At 72.2% G+C, this 18132-nt stretch carries 18 protein-coding genes; 10 read left to right on the forward strand and 8 right to left on the reverse strand.

Features of this window, described 5'->3' with window-relative positions:
• Positions 1 to 50: 50 nt before the first annotated feature.
• On the forward strand, positions 51 to 1748 hold the full coding sequence (locus tag Q0444_RS03985; protein WP_299021595.1) for a fumarate hydratase: 1698 nt from the start codon (positions 51 to 53) through the stop codon (positions 1746 to 1748).
• A gap of 31 nt (positions 1749 to 1779) precedes the next feature.
• Here Q0444_RS03985 and Q0444_RS03990 read toward each other — a convergent pair whose 3' ends face one another.
• Positions 1780 to 2259, reverse strand: coding sequence for a VOC family protein (locus Q0444_RS03990; RefSeq protein WP_291085869.1), 480 nt, complete (start codon positions 2257 to 2259; stop codon positions 1780 to 1782).
• Positions 2260 to 2394: 135 nt separating this feature from the next.
• Between Q0444_RS03990 and Q0444_RS03995 the strand changes: the two genes are divergently transcribed.
• Genes Q0444_RS03995 through Q0444_RS04005 form a run of 3 tightly spaced genes read left to right on the forward strand, consistent with a single transcriptional unit; the run spans position 2395 to position 5746 of the window.
• Positions 2395 to 2976 (forward strand): LGFP repeat-containing protein, encoded by a 582-nt coding sequence (locus tag Q0444_RS03995; protein ID WP_299021597.1) that lies wholly within the window; start codon positions 2395 to 2397, stop codon positions 2974 to 2976.
• The gene (locus Q0444_RS04000) at positions 2898 to 4481 is read left to right on the forward strand and encodes a cation:proton antiporter family protein (protein WP_291085890.1); all 1584 of its coding nucleotides are present in this window, start codon (positions 2898 to 2900) and stop codon (positions 4479 to 4481) included. Before Q0444_RS03995 ends, Q0444_RS04000 begins: the two co-directional genes overlap by 79 nt.
• A complete protein-coding gene (locus tag Q0444_RS04005; protein WP_299021600.1) occupies positions 4478 to 5746 on the forward strand; it encodes a multidrug effflux MFS transporter in 1269 nt (422 codons plus the stop codon). Before Q0444_RS04000 ends, Q0444_RS04005 begins: the two co-directional genes overlap by 4 nt.
• Here Q0444_RS04005 and Q0444_RS04010 read toward each other — a convergent pair.
• A complete protein-coding gene (locus Q0444_RS04010; RefSeq protein ID WP_291085878.1) occupies positions 5721 to 6458 on the reverse strand; it encodes a CPBP family intramembrane glutamic endopeptidase in 738 nt (245 codons plus the stop codon). The two genes, Q0444_RS04005 and Q0444_RS04010, sit on opposite strands and share 26 nt — an antisense overlap.
• Positions 6459 to 6538: 80 nt before the next feature.
• Between Q0444_RS04010 and Q0444_RS04015 the strand changes: the two genes are divergently transcribed.
• The 4 genes from Q0444_RS04015 to Q0444_RS04030 all read left to right on the forward strand — a co-directional run bounded on the left by Q0444_RS04015 (position 6539) and on the right by Q0444_RS04030 (position 9623).
• On the forward strand, positions 6539 to 7444 hold the full coding sequence (locus tag Q0444_RS04015; protein ID WP_291085881.1) for an oxygenase MpaB family protein: 906 nt from the start codon (positions 6539 to 6541) through the stop codon (positions 7442 to 7444).
• Between the two features lie 156 nt (positions 7445 to 7600).
• Positions 7601 to 8587, forward strand: a complete 987-nt coding sequence (locus Q0444_RS04020; protein WP_299021602.1) for a DUF808 domain-containing protein — start codon at positions 7601 to 7603, stop codon at positions 8585 to 8587.
• Positions 8587 to 9123 carry a DUF488 family protein gene (locus Q0444_RS04025; protein WP_299021604.1) on the forward strand — a complete coding sequence of 179 codons (537 nt, stop codon included), beginning with the start codon at positions 8587 to 8589 and terminating at the stop codon, positions 9121 to 9123. Before Q0444_RS04020 ends, Q0444_RS04025 begins: the two co-directional genes overlap by 1 nt.
• A 29-nt stretch (positions 9124 to 9152) precedes the next feature.
• The gene (locus Q0444_RS04030; protein ID WP_299021606.1) at positions 9153 to 9623 is read left to right on the forward strand and encodes an FABP family protein; all 471 of its coding nucleotides are present in this window, start codon (positions 9153 to 9155) and stop codon (positions 9621 to 9623) included.
• A 31-nt stretch (positions 9624 to 9654) separates the two neighbouring features.
• On the opposite strand, the gene Q0444_RS04035 is transcribed toward Q0444_RS04030, so the two are convergent.
• From Q0444_RS04035 to Q0444_RS04055, 5 genes are read right to left on the reverse strand one after another with little or no spacing between them, the layout of a single operon-like run.
• Entirely contained in the window at positions 9655 to 10527 is an 873-nt protein-coding gene (locus Q0444_RS04035) for an ABC transporter permease (protein ID WP_367179741.1), read from the reverse strand.
• The gene (locus tag Q0444_RS04040) at positions 10528 to 11715 is read right to left on the reverse strand and encodes an ABC transporter substrate-binding protein (protein ID WP_299021608.1); all 1188 of its coding nucleotides are present in this window, start codon (positions 11713 to 11715) and stop codon (positions 10528 to 10530) included.
• A gap of 10 nt (positions 11716 to 11725) precedes the next feature.
• Positions 11726 to 12475: an ABC transporter ATP-binding protein gene (locus Q0444_RS04045; protein WP_291085555.1), complete on the reverse strand. Its 750-nt coding sequence runs from the start codon at positions 12473 to 12475 to the stop codon at positions 11726 to 11728.
• A complete protein-coding gene (locus Q0444_RS04050; RefSeq protein ID WP_291085558.1) occupies positions 12472 to 13590 on the reverse strand; it encodes an acyl-CoA dehydrogenase family protein in 1119 nt (372 codons plus the stop codon). The genes Q0444_RS04045 and Q0444_RS04050 overlap by 4 nt, the downstream gene beginning before the upstream one ends.
• The gene (locus Q0444_RS04055; protein WP_291085560.1) at positions 13587 to 14129 is read right to left on the reverse strand and encodes a DUF4242 domain-containing protein; all 543 of its coding nucleotides are present in this window, start codon (positions 14127 to 14129) and stop codon (positions 13587 to 13589) included. The genes Q0444_RS04050 and Q0444_RS04055 overlap by 4 nt, the downstream gene beginning before the upstream one ends.
• A gap of 159 nt (positions 14130 to 14288) precedes the next feature.
• Here Q0444_RS04055 and Q0444_RS04060 point away from each other — a divergent pair, with 159 nt between their 5' ends.
• Together Q0444_RS04060 and Q0444_RS04065 are read left to right on the forward strand one after the other, a co-directional pair.
• Complete coding sequence (locus Q0444_RS04060) at positions 14289 to 14975, forward strand: PhoU domain-containing protein (RefSeq protein WP_291085563.1); 687 nt, start codon at positions 14289 to 14291, stop codon at positions 14973 to 14975.
• A 242-nt stretch (positions 14976 to 15217) separates the two neighbouring features.
• Positions 15218 to 16075 (forward strand): SDR family NAD(P)-dependent oxidoreductase, encoded by an 858-nt coding sequence (locus tag Q0444_RS04065; protein WP_291085567.1) that lies wholly within the window; start codon positions 15218 to 15220, stop codon positions 16073 to 16075.
• A 28-nt stretch (positions 16076 to 16103) separates the two neighbouring features.
• Here the strand turns inward: Q0444_RS04065 and ilvD are convergent, their stop codons facing one another.
• On the reverse strand, positions 16104 to 17831 hold the full coding sequence (gene ilvD / locus Q0444_RS04070; RefSeq protein WP_299021612.1) for a dihydroxy-acid dehydratase: 1728 nt from the start codon (positions 17829 to 17831) through the stop codon (positions 16104 to 16106).
• Between the last annotated feature and the right edge of the window lie 301 nt (positions 17832 to 18132).

The following is an 18132-nucleotide window of genomic DNA, read 5'->3' on the forward strand; positions in this document are numbered from 1 at the left end:
CGATTATCCTGGATGGAAGTTTTACCCGCCTTCCAGTCCCAGGAGCGCCAATGCCCGAGTTCGTCTATGAGGACCTCCTCCCGGTCGGTGCAGACACCACCGAGTACCGACTCCTCACCACCGAGGGCGTCTCCACCGTGGAGGGTCCGGACGGCACGACGTTCCTGCGCGTGGAGCCCGAGGCGATCCGCCTACTCACCGAGACGGCGATGCACGACATCTCCCACTACCTCCGTAGCGATCACCTGGCCCAGGTGGCCAAGATCCTCGACGACCCGGAGGCGAGCGACAACGACAAGTTCGTCGCGCTGGACCTGCTCAAGAACGCCAACATCGCGGCCGGCGGGGTGCTGCCGATGTGCCAGGACACGGGGACCGCGATCGTCAAGGGCGAGCGTGGCCAGCACGTGCTCACCCCCGGGCCCGACGAGCAGGCCGTGGCCCGCGGCGTGTACGACGCGTTCACGCGGCTCAACCTCCGCTACTCCCAGAACGCCCCCATCACCATGTGGGACGAGCGCAACACCGGCAACAACCTCCCGGCCCAGATCGAGATCGGTGCCGACACCACGCCCGGCCACGAGAACTCCTACAAGTTCCTCTTCATGGCCAAGGGTGGCGGGTCCGCCAACAAGTCCTTCCTCTACCAGGAGACCAAGGCGATCCTCAACCCCGAGCGGATGATGCAGTTCATCGAGGAGAAGATCCGCTCGATCGGAACCGCCGCCTGCCCGCCGTACCACCTGGCGATCGTCGTGGGCGGCACCTCCGCGGAGTTCGCGGTCAAGACCGCCAAGCTCGCCTCCGCGCACTACCTGGACGAGCTGCCCCGCGAGGGCGCCATGACCGGCCGCGGTTTCCGCGATGTCGAGCTCGAGGAGAAGGTCTTCGAACTCACCCAGCAGATCGGGATCGGCGCCCAGTTCGGCGGCAAATACTTCTGCCACGACGTCCGCGTGGTGCGCCTGCCCCGCCACGGCGCCTCACTGCCCGTGGCGATCGCGGTCTCCTGCTCGGCCGACCGTCAGGCCAAGGCCAAGATCACCCCGGAGGGCGTCTTCCTCGAGCAGCTCGAGTTCGACCCCGGCCGGTTCCTGCCCGCCACCACGGACTCGGAACTCGACGCGGCGACGGACGGCATCTCGGGGACGGGCAAGGGCGCGGCGGTGAGGATCGACCTCAACCGGCCGATGTCGGAGATCCTCGCCGAGCTGAGCAAGCACCCGGTCAAGACCCGGCTCTCGCTGACCGGACCGCTGGTGGTGGCCCGCGACATCGCGCACTCCAAGATCAAGGAGCGGCTCGACGCCGGCGAGGAGATGCCCCAGTACCTCAAGGACCACCCCGTCTACTACGCCGGCCCGGCCAAGACCCCCGAGGGCATGCCGTCGGGCTCCTTCGGCCCCACCACCGCCGGCCGCATGGACTCCTACGTCGAGCAGTTCCAGGCCGCGGGCGGGTCCATGATCATGCTGGCCAAGGGCAACCGCTCCAAGCAGGTCACCGACGCCTGCGCGACCCACGGCGGCTTCTACCTGGGCTCGATCGGTGGACCGGCGGCGCGGCTGGCCCAGGACTGCATCAAGCACGTCGAGGTGATCGAGTACGAAGAGCTCGGCATGGAGGCGGTGTGGAAGATCGACGTGGAGGACTTCCCCGCGTTCATCGTCGTGGACGACAAGGGCGAGGACTTCTTCGCCCACACCGGCGAGGTCACGCTGACGATCGGCAAGCGACCGGGTCTCTGACGGCTCCTCCGCGGCCGCCGGCCCGGCGGGATCAGTCCCCCCGGGCCGCGGCCTCCAGGGCGGCGATGTCGAGCTTGACCATGTCCATCATCGCCGTGAACGCCCGCGAGGCCGCCTGCTCGTCGGGCCCCCGCCACAACTCGTAGAGCCGCTCCGGCGTGATCTGCCACCGGACGCCGTAGCGGTCGATCAACCAACCGCACTGCATCTCCCGGCCCCCCTCGGCGAGGAGCCCGTGCCAGTAGTGGTCGATCTCCGTCTGGTCGGCGCAGCGGACCTCCAACGAGATGGCGTCGGTGTACTCGACGTCGGACCCGCCGTTGAGGCCGAGAAAGGGCCGCCCGTCCAGCTCGAACTCCACGGTGACGACCTCGCCCGCCTTGGGGCCCGGGGTGTCGACCGGCGCCGTGTCCACGGTGATGATCCGGGAGTCGCGGAACACCGAGCAGTAGAACCGGGCGGCCTCCTCTGCCTGGGTGGCGAACCACAGGCACGTGACGAATCTGGACATCTGCTCGTCTCCTCACCGGCCGCGGGGCGCGCCGTGGTTCGAGTCTCCTCCGCGCGGAACCCGGTGCGGAAGGGGTCGGACGTTGCGATCGGGCGGCGATCCGTCCGCGCTCGGCCACGACTAGGATCTCCGGACATGCACAGGTTCCCGGGTGTTCTCGTCGTGGCCGTCGTGGCCGCCGCCGTCGGCGCGGGCCTCGCCGCCTGTTCGAGCGAGGGGGGTTCGGGCGGCGAGGCGACGGTGACGTCCCCGGCGTCGGGGGTGGTGACCACGACGAGCCCCGCCCCCGTCCCCGGACCCGCCGACACCACGATCGACGTCCCCGCCCCCGTCGCGGAACGCTGGACCCAGCTCGGGGGCGTGGCGGGCGACCTGGGCAGGGCGGCGGGTCCTGCAACGGACGTAGAGGGCGGGTCGGTCACCGAGTTCGAGCGCGGCTGGATGGTCCTCACCCCGGCGGGTCGGGTCTTTGTGGTCCAGGGCGAGATCCTCTCCGCCTATCGCGAGGCCGGCGGGCCGGCGGGCGAACTGGGATTCCCCACCTCGGACGAGACCACCACCGACGGCGGGTGGATCTCCGTCTTCGAGGGCGGCACCATCGCATTCCTCGACGGCCGCCCGGTCGGCCGGGAGATCTCGTGGAGACCGTCGCCCTCTACCTCGTCGTGGTGTTCGCCTGCGGGTTCGTCGCCCGCCTGCTGCGCCTGCCCACCCTGATCGGGTATCTCGCGTCGGGGTTCATCCTGCACGCCCCGGGCATCGACTCCCTGCCCGTGATCGATTCCCTGGCCGACCTGGGCGTGACCATCCTCCTGTTCACCATCGGGCTCAAACTCGACCTGCGGATGGTCTTCCGCCGCGAGGTCCTGGTGACCACGGCGGCCAACCTGCTCGCGCTCGTGGGCCTGACCGCCGGCTTCCTCGGCCTGTTGGCGACGGTCGGGGTGCGGTTGCTGGCCGGCGCGGACTGGCAGGTCCTCGCGCTCCTGGGGTTCGCCCTCTCGTTCTCCAGCACGGTCTTCGTGATCCAGGTGCTCGACGAGCGGTCGGATTCCAACACCCTGTACGGCCGGGTCGCGATCGGCGTCCTGGTGCTCCAGGACGTGGTGGCGGTGGCGTTCCTCACCGCGATGAAGGGCGAGCCCCCCAGCCCGTGGGCGCTGGCCCTGCCACTGCTCCTGCCCGCCGTCTGGTTGGTCCGCCGGCTGTGGCACCGGCTCGGGCACGGCGAGCTGCAGACCCTCTTCGGCATCACGATGGCCCTGGTGCCCGGGTACTGGCTGTTCGAGGCCGTGGGCATCAAGGGCGACTTCGGGGCCATGGTGGTGGGCGTCCTCCTGGCCTCCCACCCGCGGGCGGCCGAGCTCTCCCGCACCCTATTCGGGCTGCGGGAGCTGCTCCTGGTGGGGTTCTTCGTCTCGATCGGGCTGCACGTCAACCCCACCCTGGAGACCGTCCTGCTCGGGCTGCTGCTGGTGGCGCTGCTCCCGCTCGAGGGAGCCTTGTTCACCCTGCTGCTGGCCGCGTTCGGGCTCCGCAAGCGCATGTCGATCCTCGCGGGCCTGGCGCTGGCCAACTTCTCCGAGTTCGGGCTCATCGTGATCGCCTCCGGCGTCGAGGCGGACCTGGTCGGCGACGACTGGCTGGTGGTGGTCTCGGTCGCGGTGGCGGCGAGCTTCGTGGTCTCGACCCTGGTCAACCGTCGCGGGACCGGGCTCGTCGACCGGCTGTCGACGTTCGTCCCGACCCTGGGCGACCACCGCACCCATCCCGAGGACGCCCCGATCGACCTGGGCCACGCCCGGGCGATGGTCCTGGGGGTGGGCCGGGTGGGCCGCGCGGTGCGCGACCGGCTGGTCGACGAGTACGGTCTGTCGGTCATCGGGGTGGAGAACGACTCCCTCAAGGTCGGCGCCCTCCGCGAGCAGGGGATCCGGGTCCTGGAGGGCGACGCGACCGACGCCGACTTCTGGGACCGCTGCATCAACGACGAGAAGGTGGAGATCATCGTGCTGGCCATGCCGTTCCACGGCTCCAATCTGATCGCGCTCGAGCAGGTGAACGCGCGGGACTTCGAGGGGACGGTCGCGGTGGTCGCCCAGTACGACGACGAGCGTGACGAGCTGATCGGGCTGGGCGCGGACGTGGCGTTCCACATCTACGAGGGCACCGGGGTCGGCCTGGCGGACAGCGCCGCCGAGGCCGCCGGGGTCCGGCGGTGACCGGCGCGGGCGCACCGCCACCCCGGGATCCCGCGGGCGGGGGTCGCGCGACGGGGTCGGTCCCGGGGACCGTCCTCCTGGCGCTGGCCCTCACCGGGGCGATCGGCCCGTTCGCCACCGACACCTACCTCCCCGCGCTCCCCCTGATCGTGGACGAGTTCGGGGTGTCCGCCTCGACCGCGCAGCTCACGCTGACCGCGTTCATGGTGTCGCTGGCCGTGGGGCAGCTCGTGATCGGGCCCCTGTCGGACCGGATGGGGCGGCGCACCCTCCTCATCCTCGGTTCCGTCGGCACCGCACTCGCGGCCGTCCTCTGCGCGCTCGCCCCGTCGATCTGGGTGCTCGTGGCCGGTCGCGTGGCCCAGGGGTTCTTCGGGGCGGCCGGGATCGTGCTGAGCAAGGCCGTCGTGGTGGACGTCGGCCGCGGCGCCGGGGTCGCCAAGGCGTTCGCCACCCTCATGGCCATCCAGTCCGTCGCCCCCGTCATCGCCCCGCTCGTCGGCGGCGCCGTGGTCCCGTACGGCGGCTGGCGGGGGGTGTTCTGGCTGCTGGCCGGCCTGTCCGTGGTCACCGCGGTCGGGGTGGTCGCGGCGGTGCCGGAGTCGCTGCCCCCCGACTCCCGCCGCACTGGGGGCATCCGGACGACCCTGTCCGACATGAGGACGGTGGCGACCTACGCGCCGTTCGTCGCGCGGGTGTCGGCGTTCGTGTTCACCTTCGGCGTGCTCTTCGCCTACATCTCCGCCAGCCCGTTCATCTACCAGGACATGGTGGGCCTGTCCCCCACCGCGTACTCGGTGGCGTTCACCGTCAACGCCCTGGGAATCCTCGTCTCGAACCTCGCGGGCGCCCGGCTGGTCGGCAGGTTCGCCCCGGAGAAGATCCTCGGCACCGGGGTCCTCGGCATGGTCGCGGCGATCGCGTACCTCGTCGTCGTCGTCGCACTCTCCCCCGCCGGCACCCTGGGCCTCGCGCCGGTCACCGTCGGGTTCGTCGCGCTCACCCTGTCCGTCGGCCTGATCCTCCCCAACGCCGCGGCGCTGTCCATGCAGGCCACCCAGGGCCGCTCGGGCTCCGGATCGGCGCTGCTCGGCGCCGCCCAGTTCAGCCTGGCCGCGCTGGTCTCCCCGCTCACAGGCCTGGCCGGGCCGGCCTCGGCGACCCCGTTGCTCGCGGTGATGGGAGCCTGCGCGGCGCTGGTCGTGGTGGCGGTGTGGGCGGTGTTCAGCAGGCCGGTGGTCAGCCGGCCAGCGCGCGCCACGTGAGCGCGGCGGCGAGCGCCCCGACGGCGTTGAACGCCCAGTGCAGGCCGATCGGCGCGAGCAGGCTCCGGCTGTGGCGGCGGATCCAGATGAACCCGGCGCCCGCCACCGAGGTCGCGGCCACCGCCACGGCGATCCCGGCGAGCTGACCGCCGACGCCGGTGCCCAGGAGATCCGACAGGCCGGCGTTCCCGGCGGTGAGGCCGAGGGAGGACGTGACGTGCCACAGGCCGAACGCCAGTGAGCCCACCAGAAAGACGCCCCTGGTGCCGAAGGTGCGCTCCAGCGCCCCCTGGAGGACGCCGCGGAACGCGAACTCCTCGGGGAGCACCGTCATGAGCGGGATCAGGACGAGCGCCGAGAACACCGCCATCCGCAGATCCGAGTAGCGCTCGGAGAGGAAGAACGGGCTCGTGACCGGGATCAGGCAGCCGGCGGTGACCACCGCGGCCACGACCGCGGTCGCGCCGAGGCCGTAGGCCAGCCCGCGCGGCATGTGACGGGGCGACAGGCCCAGCTCCGACCAGTGCATGCCCCGCGCCTTGACCACCGCCACGAGCGCGAGCACCGACAGGGGCACGACGAACTCCCGGTGCGGCAGCCCCGCCAGGTTCGCCGAGAGGTTGATGGTCACGAGGGCGCCCAGGACGGCGACCACACCGACCAGGCCCCGCGTACGGCCGCGGGTGGCAGGAGCGGGATAAAGCGACGTCATCGGCCCGACGATACCCCTCGTCCCCTTCGGGCCGGGCGTAGTGTGGCGCACACGACCGACCCCCGAGGTGGTGTCCGCACATGTCCCCCGAGCTGACGACGGCGATGACGACGACGATGACGACGACGGCCTCCCGCGCCCTGACCGGAGCCCGGCGCCGGGCGGGCCTGGCGGTGCGGGCGCGCATCGCCGGCGACGACGCGGCCGCGCGTCGGCAGCAGATCTGGCACTCCGAGGGGGAGCGGTGGAACGCCCCCGGGGACGCGATCCAGACGGTCAACGGCGACGCCTCGATGTTCGCCGCCGGCCTCACCGCCCTGCTCCTGCAGTCCCTCCACCCGCTGGCGATGGCCGGCGTGGCCGACCACAGCGACTACCGCGGCGACCCGTGGGGCCGGCTCCAGCGGACCTCGCAGTTCATCGCCGTCACCACCTTCGGGACGATCACCGACGCCTCGGAGCTCATCCGGGGCATCAACAACGCGCACCGTGCGGTGGTGGGGACCGACTACCGCGGCCGCCCCTACGACGCCCGGGACCCCCACCTCCTGCAGTGGGTGCACGTCGCCGAGGTGTGGAGCTTCCTCGAGTGCCACCGTCTCTACGGTCGCACCCGGCTGTCGCCCGCCCAGCGGGACGAGTACGTGCGGCAGGCGTCGCGGACCGGTCTCATGCTGGGCGCCAGGGACGTCCCCCTCACCGTCGCGGAGCTCGACTCCGCCCTCGAGCGGTTCCGGCCCGAACTCGAGGCATCGCCGGCCGCCCTCGACGCCCGGCGCTTCCTGCTGGACTCACCGCCCGTGGGGTGGACCGACCGTCCCGCGTACTCGCTGCTCCGAGAGGGTGCGGTCGCGGCGCTGCCGCCGTGGGCGCGGGAGATGCTCGCACTGCGCGACGGGCCGTTCGGCTCCGGGCCACTCGCCCGGCAGCTCGGGCGGACCGGTGTCTCGACCCTGCGGTGGGTCCTCGACGCGATCGACCGCTAGACGGCGCTACGCTGAGAAAATCCGACCCGCCGCGGGTCGGGGCGTCCCCTCCGCGGGGACCCCCCCCCCCCCCCCCCCCCGAGGGGCCCCCGCGCCCCCGGCCCCCCCCCCCTCTCCCCGACCACCCCGGACTCCCCCGCCCCAGATGAGGTGCCCATGGCCGCTGGTCTCGCCGCCCTGCTCGACGACATCGCGGTACTCGCCAAGATGGCCGCCGCCAGCACAGACGACATCGCGGCCGCCTCCGGCCGCGCGAGCGTCAAGGCCGCCGGCGTGGTGGTCGACGACACGGCGGTGACCCCCCAGTACGTCCGCGACGTGGACCCGTCGCGGGAGCTGCCCATCATCCGCCGGATCGCCCAGGGGTCGCTGGGGAACAAGGCGATCATCATCGTCTTTGCCCTCCTGCTCAGCCAGTTCGTGCCGTGGATCCTCACCCCGATCCTCATGCTCGGCGGGCTCTACCTGTGCTTCGAGGGCGCGGAGAAGGTGTGGGAGCGCGTCTCGGGCCACCACGAGGAGGCCGCCCCCGTCATGGAGGAGGGGCCGGACGCGGAGAAGCGGATGGTCCGCGGGGCGGTGACCACGGATTTCATCCTCAGCGCCGAGATCATGATGATCGCGCTCAACGAGGTGGCGGACCAGCCGTTCTGGTCGCGCGCGGCGATCCTCGTGGTGGTGGGGCTGGTCATCACGGTGCTCGTCTACGGCGTGGTCGCGGTGATCGTCAAGATGGACGACGTCGGTCTCCACCTGGCGGGCAAGGACTCCCCCGGGGCGCAGCGGTTCGGTCGGGGCCTGGTCAGGGCGATGCCGACGGTGCTCGAGGTGATCTCCTTCGTCGGGATGCTCGCGATGCTGTGGGTCGGCGGGCACATCCTGCTGGTGGGCCTGGACGAACTCGGCGCGACCGCCCCGTATCACCTCGTCCACGTGCTGGAGGACCCCGCCGCCGCGGTGGCGGGCGTCGGCGCCGTGCTGGGCTGGCTGGTCAACACCGTGTGCTCGCTGCTGTTCGGCCTGTTCGCGGGCGCGGTCGTGGTGGCGATCGCCCACGTCATCCCGCGCCGGCGGGGCGCGTCGGCCCCCCCCGCGGCGGACGCCACCCCGGAGGGCGTCGGGGCCGAGCGCCCGGAGAGCTAGTGCTGTTCACGGTGGGCCACGGTCGCCTCGGGCGGGGGGCGCTCGGCGCGCTCCTCGGCGGCGCCGGGGTCGAACTCCTGGTGGACATCCGTCGGTTCCCCGGAAGCAGCGCCAACTCCGCCGCGGCCAGGGGAGCGATCCCGGATCTCGCCCGCGACGTCGGCATCGACTACCGCTGGGAGGAGGACCTCGGCGGCCGCCGGACCCTCACCGCCGACCAACGACGCGACTCCCCCGACACGTGGTGGCGGGTCGAGGCGTTCCGCGCCTACAGCGCGTGGACCCGCACCCCCGCATTCCGCATGGCGCTGGACCGGGTGCTCCGCGACGCGCGGGGGCGCCGCACCGCCGTCCTGTGTTCCGAGGCCGTGTGGTGGCGCTGCCACCGCCGGATCGTGGCCGACGTGTCCGTGGCCGTCCACGGGCTGGAGGTGGGACACCTCATGCACACCGGGGAGGTCTCCGCGCACTCCCCCAGCCGGGGCCTGCGCCTGGACTCTCCCGGTGAGCCCGTCTGGGACGGCGATGCCGCCTGACCCCGGGGCGGGGCTCTAGTCTCGGGGGCATGGACATCGCACCCGGACTCCTGCCCGTCGCCGGCCTGCTCGGCACCTGGCGCGGCGACGCCGCCGGCTCCTACCCCACCATCGAGGACTTCTCCTACACCGACGAGGTGGTCTTCACCGACGTCGGCAAGCCGTTCCTGCACTACCTGCAGCGCAGCTGGGGACCCACCGGTGCGCCCATGCACACCGAGACCGGGTACCTGCGGCTCCCTGCTCCCGGCACCGCCGAGTTCGTCCTGGCCCAGCCGATGGGCCAGACCGAGCTGTGCGAGGGCACCGTGACGGTCGAGGGCCACGTCGTGGTGCTCCAGATGGAGTCGCGCGTGCTCAACAGCGCCACGGCCAAACACGTCGTGTCCACCCGCCGGCGCTACGAGCTCGCCGGGGACCGGCTCGTCACGACCTTCGCCCTGGCCGCCGTGGGCCGGCCGATGACCCACCACCTCCGTTCGGAGCTCCGGCGGGTGTGACACCGGCCGGACGTGGGGCGGGTGCCCGGCCTCACCGGGCGGCGCCGCCGCGGAGGACGAGCCGGGAGAGCGAGTCGAGCGCGAAGCCCAGGACGCCGATCACGAGGATCACCGCCATCACCTGGTCGTAGGCGAGCTGGTCACGCGCGTTGAGGATCTGATACCCCAGACCCGAACGGACCCCGAGCATCTCGGCGGGAACGAGCACGATCCACGCCGTCCCCAGCGCGAGCCGGATACCCCCGAGGATGGCCGGCCGGACCGCCGGGATCACCACCCGGGTCAGTCGTTCCCCTCCGCTGGCTCCCATCGTGCGCGCCACGTCGAGGTAACCGGGGTCCATCGCGTGGACCCCGGCCGAGGTCGAGAGCATGATCGGCCACACCGCGGCGGCGGCCACCAGGAAGATCACGGGCTCGTTGCCGATCCCGAACACGGCCACCGCGACGGGGGCCCAGGAGAGCGGCGAGATCATCCTGAGAAACTGCACCAGAGGCCCCGCCACCGCCTCCGCCCGGCGCCGCAGCCCCAGCCAGAGCCCCAGCGGGACGCCGAGGAGCGCGGCCAGCGCGAGCCCGGCCACCAGCCGGTACAGACTCACCGCGGCATCGGTGAGCAGCACACCCCGGTCGAGGAGGGCCCCGAACCCGGACCACGTCTCGGCGGGCGACATCCCGCCGACCACCGGGTCGTCGGTGATCAGCCCCGAGGTGAGCAGAGTCCAGACCGCCACGCCGAGGAGCAGCCCGACCAGCCCGGCACCCCAGCGGGCGAGGGGCCCCGCGGCGGATCCGCCCGGGCCACGCCGCGTGCTCCGCGGTCCGGCGCCCGGGCGATCCACGCCGGCGCCGTGCTCGGCCGTCGGGTCCGCACCGGTCTCGGGGCTCGGGTGCGTGCGCGTCATCTAGACCAACCGTTCGTGTCGGGTGAGTGAGGCGGGCAGGCCCAGGGCGGCCGGGCCACCGTGCCGGGTGATGGCCGCGCGGACGAACCTGTCGTCCACGAGGTCGGCGTGGACCCGGGACGGGTCCAGCCCGTCGAGGAAGCGGGTCTCGCCGTCGACGACCGTCAGCCGCATCTGTCGGACCAGTTCGGAGGTGAAACTCGGGAACGGGTACGGGTGGAAGTCGATCCGTGGCCGGTCCGGGCCGCCCTGCGGATCCGGGACGGTGCCGGTCATGGCCACCTCGACGGCCTTGGGCGGTTGCGGCAGGTAGCCCCCGCCGGACAGGATCGCGGCGGCGGCCGGGCGGTCGGCGCGGATGCCGAGCTGCGCGGCCACCGCGGCGTCCACCAGGGCCTGGACCGTGTCGGGCCGGTTGTCGATCAAGTCCTGGTGCACCACGGTCACGCAGCACGCGTGATCGCGCCACACCTGGTCGAGCAGCATGTGCAGCCGACCGACGCCCCGCGCCACGGCCCCGGCGTTGAAGGGATCCGCGACGGTGAACGCCGAGATCGAGCCGGTTGCCAGCGCGGGGGTCATGTCCGACGGGCCCATGACCACGAGTTCCACGGTCCCGTCGGTCCGGCTCGGCGACCTGCGGGCGACGGGGGTGAGACCGTTCGCCCGCAGCACCCGCTGCAGGAGGATGTTGTGGATCGACCACCAACCGGGGATCGCCACCTGGGTGCCGGCGAGCTGGCCGACCTCCGAGATGTGGGGGGCGACGGTGATCGCACCGCCACCGGTGTGGTTCCAGCCCACCACCCGGACGTCCGCGCCGATCACGTGCCTCAGCTGGATGGCCGACGGCATGAGCAGGTGGATGAGGTCGACCTGACGCGTGAGGAACGCCTCCATGAGCGAGGACCACGAGCGGAACAGCACCGGCCGCCCCACGGTCAGCTGCCGTTGCGCGTAGAAGCCGTCGCCGTGGGCCACGAGCAGCGGCGCGGCGTCCGTGATGGGCAGGTACCCGATCCTGAGCTCGTCGGTGGCCGTCCCGCGCGAGGCGGTCGCCGCGGTCACGAGCGAACCGAGCGTCGCGGCCCCGCCCAGGGCGCCGGCTCCCACGGCGAGGGCGCCGCCGGCGCGCAGGAGCGAGCGGCGGTCGAGGGTGTGACCCCGGGTCGCGGATTCCTCTGTCACGGCGCGGGCGTCAGGCGACCCGGTAGGCGGCGAGGATGCTCGCGCGCAGCTCCGGCTCGGGGTCCGTGGAGCCGTGGGACGGGTTGACCCACTGGTCCTGCACCCGGCCCGTGGAGCCGAGGAGGGCGATCCGCGAGCCGACGACGAGGGCCTCGTCGACGTCGTGCGTGACCATCACCGTGGTGACGCCGAGGTCGGCGGTGACGCCGACCAGCCACCGCTGCGACTCCGCCCGGGTGACCGGGTCGAGGGCGCTGAACGGCTCGTCGAGCAGCAATATCTCCGGCCGAGTCGCGGCGGCGCGGACCACGGCCACACGCTGCGCCTGCCCGCCGGAGATCTGGTCCGGCCGGGCGTCGGCGAGATCGGCGATGCCGAAGTGTGCGAGCAGCTCGTCCACGTGGGTCGTGTCGACCCGCCCGCGGAGGGCGCGGAACTTCCCACCCAGCGCGACGTTCTCGCGGACGGAGAGCCACGGGTAGAGGAGCGGCTTCTGGAAGACGACGGCGTGGGAGTGCCGCCGCCCGACGGCGCCGTCCCGCGACCCCACGCTGAGCTGGCCGTCGTCCGGCTCCTCCAGTCCCGCGAGCAACCGGAGGAGAGTCGACTTCCCCACGCCCGACGGCCCGAGCAGGACCAGCGACTCGCCCGCGCGGACGGTGAGCTCGAGGTCGTCGAACAGCGTCCTGCCGCCGGGGAGCCGATGCCGCAGCCCCGAGACGCTGACGGTCACGGGCCGGTCGAGGACTCCGGCGGTCACGCGACGATTCCGAGCCGGTCGAGTTCCCACCGCAGTTGGGACTGCGAGGGCGACTGCACGGGGAGGAACGCGGCCTCCCGCATGCGGCGATTGGCCGGGGCGCCCTGCGCGTAGCCCATACCGCCGCAGAGGATGGCCTCGAGCCGGGTGGCGGCCGGGGCGATCTCGGCGCCGTCCAGTCGGAGCAGGAGCAGGTCCGCCAGGGCCGCCTCCCCCGGTCCCGACGCGAGCCGGTGGAGCTCGGAGTGCATGTGGTGGTGACGGGCCGCGAGGGCGGAGTGTTCGTCGGAGTAGAAGGCGCCCAGGCCCTCGAGGCGCCCCGCCGCCTCCGTCACGGACCGTGCCGCCACGCCCGAGCAGAAGGCGGCCTGCAGGATGAGGAACTGCGGGCGCACGCCCGACAGGAAGTCCCCCAGGTCCTCCCCCAACACCTGCTCGTCGGGGACGACCACGCCCTCGAGCCCGATCATCGTCGAGGCCGTCGCGTTGAGCGCGAGGAGGTCCGGGGCGTTCCGGATCTCGACTCCCGGTGCGGATGCCTCGAAGGTCAGGACGAGACTCCGGCCATCCTCGGTGTTGGCGGCCAGGACGATCGTGCTGTCCGGGTAGACGTTGGACGCCCACGCGATGGGTCCGTCGATGCGGAAGCCACCGTCGACCGGGGTGGCGGTGATCGGGACGCGGCCCAGGCCGACCGCCTGCCGCTGCGCTGCCGCCATGCCCGTGACGCCGGGCCGGTCGCCCTCGGCGACGGCGCGGTAGTTCCGGGCGGCCGCATCGGATCGATCGGCCGCGTGCCGGAGGTAGGCGGCGGTCATGCGTTGGGCCCACGCCCCGAAGGCCACGGCCAGGCTCTCGGTCGCCACGGCCTCGATGATCGTGGCCGCGACGGCGACCGGGTTGCGGTCGACGTCGAAGAGCCCGAGTCCTGCGAGCGCGGCGATGTCCTCCCGCAGATCCGCGTCTCCACGGTCGAGGGCGGACGCCCGCGCGGCGACCGCGTCGATCACCGCGATGAGGTCCGCCGGGGCGACGTCGCCCAGGTCACCGGACACCAGCCGGTCTCGCGGCACCCCGAGGTCCGCGGCGAGAGTGCTGGCCGTGGACCTGCTCATGCCAGCTCGTGCAGACGCGAGATGGGGGTGGAGACGATCTCCCGCGCCCGGACGACCGCGTCGGTGTCGGGGGCGTTGTAGAAGCACAGGCATTTGTCCGTGTCCTCACGGACGTAGGTGCGCAGGAACGAGACCTCGGGGATCTCGGCGTACTTCGGGGACTTCTCCTTCTTGCGGGTGAGGTAGGTGTCCATGTCGATCTCGGCGGGGATGTCCCACTCGACCAGGTAGCCGGCCTCGGGGCGGGCGGCCTTGATGGTCTCGAGGTCGGTGCCCACCAGTCGGACCTGCGCGGGCGCGGTGACCTCGGCGGCGCCGATCGCGGACGCACTCAACTCGGGGGCCTCCGTCGCGCAGGCCCCGTCGGCGCCGTCGGCCAGTTCGATGATCGTGAACACCCGGGCGGCGCCCTTGGTGATCTGGGTCTCGATGACCTCGCCGCCGGCGTCGGTGAGGGCCGCGGCGATCGCGTCGACGAGGACCGTCGGATCGGACTGCTGATCCTGCGAGGGGGTGGTCTCGTACAGGAAGAGGGTCATTGATGGTCCTTTCGGGACGGCATGGTGAGGCACCACGATAGGCAAGAACAGACCGTTCTGTCTATTCAGGCCCCCGGTGCCACCCCCTTGGGGCGACGGGCAGGTGAACAACCGGGAAAAGGAATCCCGGCCGTGGCCGCGCGACACTACTGTCGGGTCATGCGCACCGTCTTCCACTCCAAGCTCGACGAATTCTCGGACCAGCTCGTCCGGTTCTGCGAGACCAACACCCGACTGCTTGCACGAGCCACCGTGGCGCTCCTCGAGGGGGACGAGGTCGCCGCGACCGAGGTGATCGACGGCGCGGCCGAGCTGCAGGAGCTCCGCGACCTCAGCGAGCAGCACGCGTTCGAACTGCTCCTCCTCCAGGCCCCGGTGGCCGGCGATCTCCGCCAGGTGGTCTCGGGGATCTACATCGTCGAGCACTTCACCCGGATGGCCGCACTCGCGGGACACATCGCCCGGGTCGCCCGCCGGCGGCACCCCAACCCCGTGGTCCCCGAGCCCGTCGTCCCGGTGATCCGCGACCTCGCCCGGCGGGATGCGGCGATGGCCACGCATCTCCAGGAGCTGCTCACCACCAGGGACGTCCAGCTCGCGTTGTCGCTGGATGCGGAGGACGACGCGGTCGACGATCTCCACTCCGGGCTGATGAAGCAGATCTCCGCAGAGGACTGGCCGCACGGCTCCGTCTCCGCGGTGGACCTGGCCCTCCTCGCCCGCTACTACGAGCGGTTCGCCGACCACACGGTCAGCATCGCCAACCGGGTCGTCTACCTCGCGACCGGCGAGAAGCCCGTGGGCGGGTCGCTGTCCCACATGGACGACGGCTCGGTCCTCGACTGATCCGCCGGGCGGGGAGATCCTCGGTCGATCCGACCTCCGATGCGAGGAGCCCGACGTGTCCCGCCCGATCCACTTCGGGTACCACGCCCCGAGGACCAGCCGGGCATCAACGGCGCGATCATGCGGCGCCGCGTCGAAGACACGCCCTGCCCGGAACTGCGTGGCAGGGATACTTCACCGATACCGAGGGCAACGTGTTCGGCCTTCACCAACCCGACCCGGATTCGGAGTAGGACCCACACATGACCCAGAGCGACACCGCACCGATCGCGATCATCACCGGAGGGGCCGGCGGGATGGGCCTGGCCACCGCCGAGATCCTGGCGCGGGACCACCGTGTCCTGCTCGCCGACCTCGACGAGAGACGGCTGGACGAGGCCACCGCCCGGCTTGCCGACCGGGGGGTCGACGCGGCGACGGCGGTGTGTGACATCACGGACCGGTCCTCGGTGGACGCGGTGTTCTCGCGGGCACGGTCCCTCGGGGCCCTGCGGGCGGTGGTGCACACCGCCGGGGTGAGCCCGCAGATGGGCCGCGCGGAGAAGATCATCCGGATCAACGCCCTCGGAACCGTGTACGTGACCGAGGCGGCGCTCGCGGCCGCCGTCCCGGGGTCCGCCCTGGTGAACGTGTCCTCCATCGCGGGTCACCTCCTCCCGTCGATGCTGATGCCCGTCCGGGCGTTCCGCTCCGCCCTCACAGGCGACCCGGACCGCATGGCCTCCTCGCTCACCCGGATGTCCGACCTGACGGGCTCGGGCGGACCGGGAACCGCGTACTCGCTGAGCAAGGCGTTCGTGATCTGGTACTCGGAGCGCATGGCCGCCGAGTTCGGCCGGAAGTCCGCACGCATCCTCTCCGTCTCCCCCGGCAGCTTCGACACCGAGATGGGCCGGTTGGAGAAGAAGAGCGGTTCCGAGCGGATGGTCGAGTTCGCCGCCCTCAAGCGGTTCGGCACGCCGGAGGAGATCGCCGAGCTTCTCGCGTTCTGCGTGAGCGCGAAGCCCGGCTACCTCACCGGAACGGACATCCTGTGCGACGGGGGCAACAAGGCCGGGCTCACCCTGTCCGGCATGCTGTCCATGGCCCGGGGTCGCTGACCACACCGACTCCGGGCCCCGCCGGGGTTCACCTGCAGATGGCTCCCTCGGAGGCCGACTGCACGAGCTTGGCGTACTTGGCCAGCACCCCGCGGGTGTAGCGGGGCGGAAGTGCCTCCCAGCCGGAGCGGCGAGACTCCAGCTCGGACTCGTCGACCAGGAGGTCCAGGGTCCCGGTGGAGACGTCGAGCCGGATCCTGTCGCCGTCGCGGACCAGGGCGATCGGGCCGCCGTCCACCGCCTCGGGTGCGATGTGGCCGACACACAGGCCTGTGGTGCCACCGGAGAACCGGCCGTCCGTCATGAGCAGCACGTCCTTGCCCAGCCCCGCGCCCTTGATCGCACCGGTGATCGCGAGCATCTCCCGCATGCCCGGCCCGCCCTTGGGCCCCTCGTACCGGATCACCACCACGTCCCCGGCGGTGATGGTGCCGTCCTCCAACGCGTCCATGGCGGAGCGCTCCCGCTCGAAGACGCGGGCGGTGCCCTCGAAGACGTCGGAGTCGAACCCGGCCGACTTGACCACCGCACCCTCCGGGGCGAGGGACCCCCTGAGGATCGTGATGCCGCCGGTCGGGTGGATCGGCGAGCCCATCGCGCGCAGTACCAGCCCGTCCGGGTCCGGGGGGTCGATGTCGGCGAGGTTCTCCGCGACGGTCCGGCCGGTCACGGTGAGGCAGTCCCCGTGCAGCAGTCCCGCGTCGAGGAGGGCCCGCATCACCACCGGGACGCCGCCGATCCTGTCCACGTCGGTCATCACGTGGGCGCCGAACGGCTTGACGTCGGCCAGGTGCGGGACCGTGGCGCCGATGCGGGCGAAGTCGTCGAGGCTCAGCTCGACCTCGGCCTCACTGGCGATGGCCAGCAGGTGCAGCACCGCGTTGGTCGACCCACCGAAGGCCATGACCACCGCGATCGCGTTCTCGAACGCCTCCTTGGTCATGATGTCGCGGGCGGTGATCCCGCGGCGCAGCAGCTCGACCACCGCCTCCCCACTCGCCTCGGCGTAGTCGTCGCGGCGGCGGTCCGGGGCCGGCGGGGACGCGCTCCCCGGCAGCGACATCCCCAGCGCCTCCGCGGCGCTGGCCATGGTGTTGGCGGTGTACATGCCGCCGCACGCACCCTCGCCCGGGCAGATGGCCCGCTCGATCGTGTCGACGTCCTCCCGGCTCATGAGACCGCGGGCGCACGCCCCGACCGCCTCGAACGCGTCGATGATGGTGACCTGCTTCTCCGTGCCGTCGGAGAGCCTGGCGAAGCCGGGCAGCGTCGAACCGGCGTAGAGGAACACGCTCGCCAGGTCCAGGCGGGCGGCGGCCATGAGCATGCCGGGCAACGACTTGTCGCAGCCCGCCAGGAGCACGGACCCGTCCAGGCGCTCGGCGCTCATCACGGTCTCCACGCTGTCGGCGATCACCTCGCGGGACACCAGCGAGAAGTGCATCCCCTCGTGGCCCATCGAGATGCCGTCGGAGACCGAGATCGTCCCGAACTCCAGCGGGTATCCCCCGCCCGCGTGGACGCCCTCCTTGACGACCTTGGCCAGGCGGTCGAGCGACAGGTTGCACGGGGTGATCTCGTTCCAGGACGAGGCCACTCCGATCTGCGGCTTCACCCAGTCGTCGTCGCCCATCCCCACCGCTCGGAGCATCCCGCGCGCGGCGGTCTTCTCCAGCCCGTCGGTGACGTCGCGGCTGCGCGGCTTGATGTCGACGCCCTCGGCGGCGGGGGTCTCGGTCTGATCGGGATCGGTCATGGAGCCAGCCTAGGCACTCGGCGTCCACCCGGCGTCGGTCACCCGGTGCCGTTCCTCGCGAGGTCGTATCGACGCAGCGCCTCCATCCGCTCCTCCGCGTGGTCCACCACACGCTCGGGGTACCCGTGGCGGTATCCGTCGGGGGCCCGCCACGGCGCGTGGGCCGCCGCGCCCGCCAGGGGGGCGGGCGCGGGGACCAGGAGACAGGGAAAGGGAGAGGCGGGGGGGGGGGGGGCCCCCCCCCCCCCCCCCCGCCTCTGGCCGGGCTGCGCTTTGAGGCCAGGGATCGCCACCCGTGCGA

Origin of the sequence: uncultured Dietzia sp. (assembly GCF_937873725.1) — a bacterium.
GTDB lineage: Bacteria > Actinomycetota > Actinomycetes > Mycobacteriales > Mycobacteriaceae > Dietzia.